The sequence below is a fragment of the Algoriphagus sp. 10J20-15 genome (assembly GCF_055809615.1).
Map to the genome: position 1 here is coordinate 20309 of NZ_JBVVUG010000030.1, position 10399 is coordinate 30707.

The 10399-nt window shown below is 39.6% G+C and carries 8 protein-coding genes and 2 pseudogenes; 6 read left to right on the forward strand and 4 right to left on the reverse strand.

All coding sequences use genetic code 11. The features are described 5' to 3' along the window. Window positions 1–60 precede the first annotated feature (60 nt). The gene (locus AC0L6R_RS11580) at window positions 61–1251 is read right to left on the reverse strand and encodes an aspartate aminotransferase family protein (protein ID WP_473271371.1); all 1191 of its coding nucleotides are present in this window, start codon (window positions 1249–1251) and stop codon (window positions 61–63) included. A 27-nt stretch (window positions 1252–1278) separates the two neighbouring features. Continuing rightward, a pseudogene (locus AC0L6R_RS11585) lies at window positions 1279–2163 on the reverse strand (class I SAM-dependent methyltransferase); the annotation flags it as partial. A gap of 332 nt (window positions 2164–2495) precedes the next feature. Here AC0L6R_RS11585 and AC0L6R_RS11590 point away from each other — a divergent pair. The 6 genes and pseudogenes from AC0L6R_RS11590 to ppk1 all read left to right on the forward strand — a co-directional run bounded on the left by AC0L6R_RS11590 (window position 2496) and on the right by ppk1 (window position 8996). Next, on the forward strand, window positions 2496–3146 hold the full coding sequence (locus AC0L6R_RS11590; protein WP_473271361.1) for a 1-acyl-sn-glycerol-3-phosphate acyltransferase: 651 nt from the start codon (window positions 2496–2498) through the stop codon (window positions 3144–3146). Then, entirely contained in the window at window positions 3058–3318 is a 261-nt protein-coding gene (locus tag AC0L6R_RS11595) for a hypothetical protein (RefSeq protein ID WP_473271362.1), read from the forward strand. Before AC0L6R_RS11590 ends, AC0L6R_RS11595 begins: the two co-directional genes overlap by 89 nt. After that, window positions 3311–4270 carry a GNAT family N-acetyltransferase gene (locus AC0L6R_RS11600; RefSeq protein WP_473271363.1) on the forward strand — a complete coding sequence of 320 codons (960 nt, stop codon included), beginning with the start codon at window positions 3311–3313 and terminating at the stop codon, window positions 4268–4270. Before AC0L6R_RS11595 ends, AC0L6R_RS11600 begins: the two co-directional genes overlap by 8 nt. A 1-nt stretch (window position 4271) precedes the next feature. Next, window positions 4272–4640 carry a CoA-binding protein gene (locus tag AC0L6R_RS11605; protein WP_473271364.1) on the forward strand — a complete coding sequence of 123 codons (369 nt, stop codon included), beginning with the start codon at window positions 4272–4274 and terminating at the stop codon, window positions 4638–4640. Window positions 4641–4808: 168 nt separating this feature from the next. Continuing rightward, window positions 4809–6767: a DNA topoisomerase (ATP-hydrolyzing) subunit B gene (gene gyrB, locus AC0L6R_RS11610; RefSeq protein WP_283413158.1), complete on the forward strand. Its 1959-nt coding sequence runs from the start codon at window positions 4809–4811 to the stop codon at window positions 6765–6767. A 107-nt stretch (window positions 6768–6874) separates the two neighbouring features. Continuing rightward, window positions 6875–8996: pseudogene (gene ppk1, locus AC0L6R_RS11615) on the forward strand (polyphosphate kinase 1). A gap of 133 nt (window positions 8997–9129) precedes the next feature. On the opposite strand, the gene AC0L6R_RS11620 reads toward ppk1, so the two are convergent. After that, window positions 9130–9828 (reverse strand): SLC13 family permease, encoded by a 699-nt coding sequence (locus AC0L6R_RS11620; protein WP_473271365.1) that lies wholly within the window; start codon window positions 9826–9828, stop codon window positions 9130–9132. Then, on the reverse strand, window positions 9764–10399 hold a 636-nt coding region (locus AC0L6R_RS11625), incomplete at its 5' end, for a cation:proton antiporter regulatory subunit (protein WP_473271366.1). The genes AC0L6R_RS11625 and AC0L6R_RS11620, both read right to left, overlap by 65 nt.

Sequence of the window (10399 nt, forward strand, 5' to 3'; positions counted from 1 at the left end):
CTTTAGGGGTTAAACTCCCTGATTTGAAAAGAAGTTTCGAAAAGTGAAAATGCAGGAATGCTAACTAGGGAAAACCTTCTCAATTGCCCTCAAAATCACTTCGCAAGCTTCATGAATTTGCTCCTCGGTAATGGTAAGTGGTGGTGCTATTCGCATGGCATCGTCACAAAATAAAAACCAATCAGTGATTACACCCATTTCAATTGCGGTATCGATAATTGGTTTCAACACATCAAAGGACTCAAACTCAACCGCCATCAACAATCCCTTATTTCTGATGCTTTTGATTTTTGGATGTATCAGGAGGGACTTGATCAAATTGGCTTTCTCTTCTACAAGCTCTATGAGCTTTTCTTCCAAAAGAATCTCGATAGTCGCTAGAGAAGCAGCAGAACTCACTGGATGTCCTCCAAATGTAGTAATATGTCCAAGGATAGGGTTGTTTTTGAAAACTCCCATCACTTCCTTATTAGCGATAAAGGCACCGATTGGCATGCCTCCGCCCATTCCTTTGGCACAAACGACGATATCTGGGATAATTCCAACATGCTCGAAAGCCCAGAATTTACCGGTTCTTCCAAAACCACACTGTACTTCATCGAGTATCAATAAAGTTCCTGTTTCATCACATCGCTTACGTAGAGCTTGAAAATATTTTTTCTCGGCAACTCGGATTCCTGCTTCACCCTGCACGGTTTCTATCAAAACAGCTGCTGTCTCTGAATCAATACTTTGCAAATCAGAAATATCCCCATAATTGATATGACTAATCCCTGGAAGTAACGGTCTGTAGGCTTGCTTAAAAATCTCGTTTCCTCCCACACTTAGGGAGCCATGTGAACTTCCGTGATAGGCATTTACACAGGAAATCAACTTTGGCTTTCCGGTATATCGCTTTGCCAGTTTCAATGCGCCTTCGATTGCTTCGCTTCCGCTATTTACCAAATACACATTGTCCAAATGCTTTGGCAGCGTATCGCAAAGCGCTTTTGCAAGTAAAGACTGGGGACTTTGTACATACTCACCGTACACCATAAGATGCAGGTACTTATCTAGTTGGTTTTGAATTGCTTCCAGTACTTTTGGATGCCTGTGTCCGACGTTGCTCACTCCGATACCCGAAATGAGATCTATGTATTTCTCTCCTTTAGGTCCAAAAAGATAGATTCCTTCCGCCTTTTCCACTTCGATCATCAAAGGGAAATCAGTTGTTTGTGCTAGATGCTGGAGGAAAAGTTGGCGGTTATTCATTACTAAGGTGTAGTTTAAAAAGCTTGAGAATCTAAAGAAGATTCCCAGCGGTAGTTTTTTATTTTGATTGTCCTGAAGATAGAGTTCCCCGTGTTCGGCATTCTGCACATTTTTGAATGTGGTATTGATCAAATTGGCAGCGATCAGGGATGAGAAACTTAGGGAATACATGTTGAGCAAGAGAAAGTGATCTTTTGGATCCAAAATCTCCGCACATACCTTTAGCATTTCATTGATCTGCTCTTCCAGAACCCATTTTTCTCCGTCCGGACCACGGCCATAAGCGGGAGGATCCAGGAGAATTCCATTGTATTTATTTCCTCGACGTGCTTCTCGTTTGATGAATTTCATCGCATCATCTACCATCCAGCGAATGTCGGATTGGCCGGAAGATTCCATGTTGTGTCTCGACCAAGTCACTACTTGTTTTACAGAATCCAAGTGCGTGACATCAGCACCTGCGGCTTTTGCAGCTACACTTGCTGCTCCAGTATAGGCAAAAAGATTTAATACTTTTGGTTTTGAAACTGGAGAACGCTGTATCGTTTTGTAGAGGTAGTCCCAGTTTACAGCTTGCTCAGGAAAGAGACCAATATGCTTGAATGAAGTTTGCGCAAGATTAAGCTTTAGACTTAAGCCATCAGGATTGTTATATTCAATTGCCCAGTTATGGGGCATTTTTTTCAATTGCTCCCAATTTCCTTTTTCAGGATTGCTTTTTTCTTTTGCAAAATGCGCATGAGCTAGATTTCTCCATTCACTTTCTGGAAGGGTTTTGTCCCAGATTGCCTGTGGCTCCGGTCTACTGAGGATAAACTCTCCAAATCGTTCTAATTTCTCAAATCCTCCAGTATCAATTAGTTCGTAATCTTTCCAAGGGCCAGGACAAAGTGATAATATTGATTCGCTCATAGGGTGTCTTTATTAGGGTAGCAAAAATAAGAAATTAATCGGAGGCTAGACCAGACTGCGCTTTTTAGGCAAAATCTCAAGATGTTCGGGGTGAAAGATTTCTTTGTGTTTGCCTTTTCAACAAGGCTAAATTGGATTAATTGTTTGTTCAACCATGGTCCTATCTGGTCATGATTCAAATTAAGTGGATTGGTTTTCAGGACTCTAATTGCAGCAGGCTTTCCCTATCGTAAGGTTAAACCTGATTTTTTGTACTTTTAGCTTTATTTCGAAAATTAGAGAGAACAAGTTCTCAATTATTTCATCGCCCTATTAGCAACCTGAGCTCTAAGATGTCCAAGAAATTTATTGACATAGAAAAATCTATAGAATCCAAAAACCCTGCGCTTTTGAAATGGATGCCGGGCTTTTTGCTCAGGTATATAAAGCGGGTAACTCATGAAGAATGGATGAATGATGTGCTGGATAAGGTAGACCATTTGCATGGAATCGACTTCGGTAATGGAATAATCAAAGAACTTAACATTGATGTTGAGCTTATAGGAGCAGAGAATATCCCAAAGACAGGTGGGATTATAATTGCAGCTAATCATCCTCTAGGAGGGATAGATGGAATTGCGCTGATGAAAGCAATAGGACAAGTAAGGCCAGATATGAGATTTCTTGTCAATGATTTGTTGATGGCTCTTAAAAACTTTGATCCTTTATTTATACCAATCAATAAGCATGGTAAGAATTCTGGAGACACTCTGGCGGCAATAGAAGCCGCATATTCAGGTGGTTATGCTGTTTTAATCTTTCCTGCGGGATTAGTTTCAAGGAAAGATGATACTGGAATTCATGATTTGCAATGGAAAAAGAGCTTTATTTCTAAAGCGAAGAAATACAAAAAAGATGTACTACCTTGTTTTATTGGAGGTGAAAAACTCCAAATTTTTCTACAATTTGGCTTATTGGAGAAAGAGAATAGGTATAAAAGCTAATATTGAGATGTTTTACCTAGCTGATGAATTATATAAGCAGCAAGGAAAAAAAGTGGTGATCACTGTAGGTGAACAAATTTCCTATCAGACCTTCGATTCTTCCAAAACGGATGCGCAATGGGCTGAAAAAATGAAGGATTTGGTTTACGAACTTGGTAAAAAGAATGAATAAAGAAGCAGAAATAATTCCGGCAATTGACAAAGAACTATTAAAGTCAGAGTTGACACCGGATCGATTTTTACGATATACAAATAATGGAGACAATCTGGTTTACCTGGTTAATTTTCATAATTCACCGAATGTTGTTCGTGAGATAGGACGGTTGCGGGAATTGACCTTTAGAGCTGCAGGCGGAGGGACTGGCCTGGAACTTGATCTTGATGAAAATGATATTTGTGAAAATTGCTACGATCAGCTAATTACTTGGAATCCTGTAGATGAAGAAATTGTAGCTGGTTACAGATTGATTAATTGTAAGAATTCAATCAATGCTGACGGAAGCATAAATCTTTCTACTACCCATTTATTTGATTTTACAGATCGTTTTATTCAGGATTACATCCCGTATACGATCGAGCTCGGGAGATCTTTTGTACAACCAAAATACCAGCCTGCGCTTGATAATAGGAAAGGTATTTTTAGTCTTGATAATCTTTGGGATGGATTAGGGGCGGTGGTTTTACTGAATCCGGAGGTGAAGTATCTTTTTGGTAAAGTTACGATGTACCCTCATTTCAGTCGGGAAGCTAGAGATTTGCTGCTGATGTTTATGAATTATTATTTTCCTGATAAGGATGGATTAGTGAAGCCTAAGGATAACTTGAAGCTGGGCTATGAAACTGATCTTCCTAAAGCCGGAAACCCTTTTGAAGGCTTAGAATATAAGGAAGGCTATAAATTGCTCAATGGAAGGATTCGGGCTTATGGGGAGAATATTCCTCCATTGATCAACACCTATATGAATCTTTCTCCCACCATGATGACATTTGGCACTGCTCTTAATGATGAGTTTGGTGAAGTAGAAGAAACGGGGATATTGATTACCCTGAAGGATATCTACGAAACTAAAAAGCATAGGCACATGGATACGTTCGAAAGAGATAGGGTATTTGGAAGTAGGTAAGATGGAAAAGTTAACCCTGATCGTAGGAGCAACTACAAATACATCAAGATTTGCCTATATCGCTGCCGACAGATTGGCTGATAAAGGCATTCCTTTTTTGCCGATTGGAATTAAATCGGGAGAAGTCTTTGGCCAAAAAATTCTTGATCTTAGAAGTAAGCCTCAACTCCAAGATATACATACCATCACACTCTATATTGGCCCTGCTCATCAGGAGGAGTGGATTGATTATTTGATCAGTCTTTCGCCTAAAAGAATCATCTTCAACCCTGGAACTGAGAATCCTACCTTCTTTCAGGAAGCTGAAGCTGCGGGAATTGAAGTTTTGAGGGCTTGTACTTTGGTTATGTTGAGTACAAATCAATATTAAAACCCTTGTCAACCAACCTGTTGACTTGATCTTTCTTAATTCCTTTTTTGTGTAACTGATGATCGTCAAAAGCTGTGTAAAGTCACAATTTTTGCCTATCTTGCCGAATCTAAAAAAGAACATAAAATCACCTTTTTAGACCCAATTTGAGGGTTTTCTCCAAAACATATGAGTGAAGAAAAAGCGAAGAATCTAGGCGAATACGGTGCCGGTAATATTCAGGTATTAGAAGGTCTTGAAGCAGTTCGTAAGAGACCTGCTATGTATATTGGTGATGTTGGGGTCAAGGGCCTGCACCACCTAATCTGGGAAGTAGTTGATAACTCTATTGATGAAGCACTTGCAGGACACTGCGATACCATAAAAGTGACAGTGAATGTAGATAATTCAATTACTGTCGAGGATAACGGCCGTGGAATTCCTACAGATATGCACGAAAAGGAGAAAAAGTCTGCACTCGAAGTAGTGTTGACCGTTCTTCATGCGGGTGGTAAATTCGATAAGGATACTTACAAGGTATCCGGTGGATTGCACGGTGTAGGTGTATCCTGTGTGAATGCACTATCCACTGATCTTAAAGCAACAGTTTATCGAAACGGAGTAATTACCGAACAAGAATTTAAAATTGGTGTACCTCAGTATCCTGCAAAACAAGTTGGAACTACTGATCGAAGAGGAACTACCATTCACTTCAAGCCCGATGCAAGTATTTTTGCTATCACAGAATTTAAATATGAGACCATCGCGAATAGACTTCGTGAAATGTCCTTTTTGAATGCTGGAATCAGAATTTTCTTAACGGATCTTCGTGAAACTGAAGATGACGGTTCAGTTAAATCTGATGAGTTCTTTTCTGAAGGTGGATTGGTAGAATTCGTACAATACTTGGACGTAAGTCGTGAGAAAATCATCGATACCCCAATTTCCATAGATACAGAAAAGAATGGTGTGCCTGTGCAGGTAGCTATGAATTATAATAGTTCATATTCTGAAAACGTGGTTTCTTACGTAAACACCATTAATACTTACGAAGGAGGAAGCCACGTTTCTGGTTTTAGAAGAGCACTGACAAGAACTCTGAAATCTTACGCTGATAAGTCTGGAATGCTGGACAAGTTGAAGATGGAAGTTTCAGGAGATGATTTCCGTGAAGGTCTTACAGCAGTTATTTCTGTGAAAGTGGCTGAGCCTCAGTTTGAAGGGCAAACCAAAACTAAGTTGGGTAACTCTGACGTAGTTGGAGCTGTAGATTCTGCGGTTTCGGAAGCGCTACAGTTTTGGTTGGAAGAACATCCTAAAGAAGCGAAAATAATCGTAGGTAAAGTTATATTGGCTGCACAAGCAAGGCATGCTGCGAGAAAGGCACGGGAAATGGTGCAACGTAAAAATGTACTTGGAGGCGGTGGTCTTCCAGGTAAGCTTGCCGATTGTGCGAATAGTGATCCTACGGTCTGTGAATTGTACTTAGTCGAAGGGGACTCAGCAGGTGGATCTGCTAAGCAAGGCCGTGATCGGGACTTTCAGGCGATTTTGCCATTAAAAGGTAAAATTCTAAACGTAGAAAAAGCTCACGAGCATAAAATCTATGATAACGAAGAGATAAAAAACATTCTTACTGCTCTGGGTGTTAAATTCGGAACTGTAAATGATGATAAGGAACTGGATCTTACCGGTCTTCGCTATCATAAAATCATCATCATGACGGATGCTGATATCGATGGTTCTCACATTAGAACTCTTATTCTTACCTTGTTCTTCAGATACATGAGGACATTGATAGAAAACGGATACGTTTATATTGCTTTGCCTCCTTTATATTTATTGAAAAGAGGGAAAGACGAGAGATATTGCTGGACTGAGGAAGAAAGAAAAATTCTTACGGCAGAAATGGCTAAAGATGGTAAAGAGGACAGCGTAGGTATTCAGCGATACAAAGGTCTCGGTGAGATGAACCCTGAGCAACTTTGGACTACTACAATGGATCCAAATGTGAGGACGATAAAACAGGTTAATATTGAATCAGCCGCAGAAGCAGATCATCTCTTCAGCGTGCTTATGGGAGATGAAGTAGCCCCACGTAGAGATTTTATCGAGAAAAATGCGAAATACGCAAAAATCGATACCTAATCATTCAAGGGGGCTTTTCAGCCCCTTTTTTTAATTGTTAACATAATCATAAACCCAAATTAAGCAAGCATCACTTAACTTGCTTCTAACTATTAACTTTGAAAGAGATGAAATTGGAAGTTGTTGAAAAATACGATTCGATAATACAACATAGTGATCTGGTAAGCAGAGATTTAAGTTGGTTGAGATTCAACGAACGTGTGTTGGATCAATCCAAAAAATCTCATCGTAGTGTTTTTGAAAAGCTTAAGTTTCTTGCTATTACAGCTTCCAATTTGGATGAGTTTTTCATGATTCGTGTAGGGTCACTATATAATTATCTTGATTACGATAAGGAAAGGGTTGATTATTCGGGATTAAGAGAAGAGCCTTTCAAGGCTAAATTGATGAACGATAGTCATATTTTTCATCAAGCTCAGCATGAACATTTCACTAAGACAATAATGCCTGAGCTTCAGGAGCAAGGAGTAGTGCTATGTAATATTTCAAAGCTTACCGAGAAGGAGCAGGAGAAAGTGCAGGATTACTTTATAAAAGCTATTTACCCTATGCTTACTCCGATGGTTTACGATGGCTATCGCACCTTTCCTATATTGATGAATAAACTTTTGGTTTTTGGTGTAGTGACTACCAGTCCAGGAGATAGACAGGATATGCGCAAGATGAGTTTTGTGCAAATTCCTGCAAATATTCCAAGGTTCTTCGAAATTGAACGAGAGGATTCTTTATTGCTGATTCCTATTGAAGAAGTAATACGGGAAAATATTATCTCACTATTCAGAAATGTAGATATAGAAGGAATTACTCTTTTCAGAATCACCAGAAATGGGGATTTTACATTGGAGGAAAGTGAAGATATGGACGCAAACTTCTTGGAGGAAGTAAAGCGCAAATTGATGGAAAGAAAGAGCGGGAGGGTAGTAAAGATAGAAATCGAAGAAGGCTACAGTAAGTGGATGATGAATTCACTTTTGGAGAGATGGAATCTCAAAATGGATTCGGTATTTCTGATAAAGAGAAAGCCTTATAGATTTTACTGGCCTTTGGCAGATCGTCGGAAACAAAAAATTCCGTGAGCGCTTACCACAAATCCCTGATCCTGTAAAGCCTCTGTCTTACCAGGATGAAGGAGTTGCAGATATTTTTGATGTTTTGAAAGAGAAAGATATTCTTCTTCATCATCCCTATAACAACATTGATTCTATTTTAGATTTGATAGAAAAAGCATCTGAAGATCCGGATGTAATGGCTATCAAAATGACCATTTATCGACTTGCCAAAGAAAGTAGAATAACCAAAGCATTGCTAAAAGCAGCTGAAAATGGCAAACACGTTTCGGTTCTTTTTGAAGTTAAAGCGAGATTTGACGAGGAGAATAATATCCGAGAGGCTAAGAAGCTGCAGAAGGCAGGTTGCTTTGTGATATACGGGATTTCTCATCTGAAGACCCACACCAAACTACTACTCATCGTAAAGCGAGATGGAGGTGAAATCACTCGCTATGTTCATTTAGGTTCTGGTAATTATAACGAGGATACCGCGAGGCTTTATACGGATATTGGATTAATGACTACCAATGAGACTTTAGCAAATGACGTTTCTGAGTTTTTCAACGTAATCACTGGGCACTCCATGCCTTCCCAATATCAAAACTTGATCACTGCTCCTCGAGATATGAGAAATCAATTGATAGAGTATATAGAGAAGGAAGCTGAGAACGCAAGGAAAGGTTTGCCAAGTGGCATATTTATTAAAGTAAACTCTCTGGAGGATTCTGAAATAATTTATGCTTTGTATCGCGCGTCGCAGTCAGGTGTTACCATCAAGCTGATTGTCCGAGGCATTTGTTGTATAAGGCCAGGGAGAGTGGGCTTGAGCGAAAATATTGAGGTGCTTTCTATTGTTGGGGATTTCTTGGAACATTCCAGGATCTATTATTTCCACAATAATGGCGACACAAGAACCTACGCTGGGAGTGCGGACATGATGGTTCGTAGTTTTGACAAGAGATTGGAAGCACTTTTCAAGGTGGAATCGCCTTTACTCGAAAAGCAGCTGATGAATATTCTGGCTTATAACCTAAAGGATAATGTCAATGCTTATGTGATGCAGGAGGATGGCACTTATTTGGCAAAGCATCCAGTAGGGGATGAGCCTGAATTCAATGTCCATCGTGAGTTCTTTAATTTGGATGCAGAAAATGTAGTTCAAGTGAAGCTTGTTGATTAAAAATCAAGTTGCACTTTTTATGAAAATGAAGCCAATAAAGCATTGAGAATAAACTCAATGCTTTATTGCGTTTTGGACTCTTGAAAATTTGCAACGCTAAACTAGGAACTCATATCGTATTGAATATTGCTCGTCAAAAAGGGAAGAAATATGGGATTCCAAACGTCGCCACAATCCAAAGCAATAGGTTGAGCGGAGTTCCCACTTTAATGTAATCACTAAATCTATAATTCCCTGGCGTATAGATCATGGTATTTGTTTGATAGCCCATTGGAGTCATGAAACTCAGGCTGGCAGCAAAAGTTACAGCCATCAGCATTGGCCTGGAATCTACATCCAAGGCCGCAGCAATACTGATAGCAATAGGAGCAAGCAAAGCCGCGGTCGCATTGTTGGACATCACGTTAGTCATAAGAAAGGTCAATGCAAATAAGGCGCTCATGACTGCCCGAGGACCAAACTGCCCTACGCTTTCCACGATTGAGGTACCAATAAGCTCAGACCCACCAGTTTTTTCTAGAGCTAAACCCATAGATAAAACTCCTGCAAGCATCAAAATCACTTTCCAGTCTATTGCTTTGTATGCTTGTTCTGTGTTCAATGATCCCACCACGATCAAGGCAATCGCTCCTGCTACTGCTGTGACAACGATTGGAAAAATTTCAAATGAAGCCAAGCCTATAATCAGGGCAAGTATGACTAGCGTTATTACTGTTTTTAACTTATTAACAGGATGACTTTTAGATTCTGAAAGCAAAAGCAGATCATCACTCGCTTCTATACTTTGAATTGATTCCTCTGTTGCTCTTGAGAAGCAAAATATCGCCGGCACGCAAATCCGTTTTAGAAAGCAGAGAGCTGAGCATATCAGATCTATGTCGAATTCCAATGACCAGAACCTGATTGTATAGTTTTTTGAAATTCAATGCTTTAATGCTTTTTCCTATCAGGAATGAATTAGGGGTGACCATTGCTTCATATAGTCGTTCTTCCTCATTGACAATGTTTTCCTCATTCCATTTCAAGTCAGCTTTTAACTCAATTCCTTTCTGGGTCTTAATTTTCTCTAGGGTTTCTTTATCACAATTAATGCGAATGATATCACCTTCCTGAATTGATGTGTTAGGATAAACCCGGACCTTTCGTCCATCGGATCGTATAATCTGCAGCGGTTTGATAGGGAGCTTTCCAAAAAGATTCTGCTTGAGTAGAGGCTCATTTAATTGTTCAAAATCGCTAAGTATAATGACCTCGGAAAGGTAATTTCCAAACTGAATACTGTCTCCCAATTCTGATTTTGGTTTACGACTAGGGGTTAACCAACTGCCTATCGTCAGCATGTATATTAATCCTGTGGCAAAAAACACCAGTCCCATCAAACTCATTTCAAAAACACCGAATGA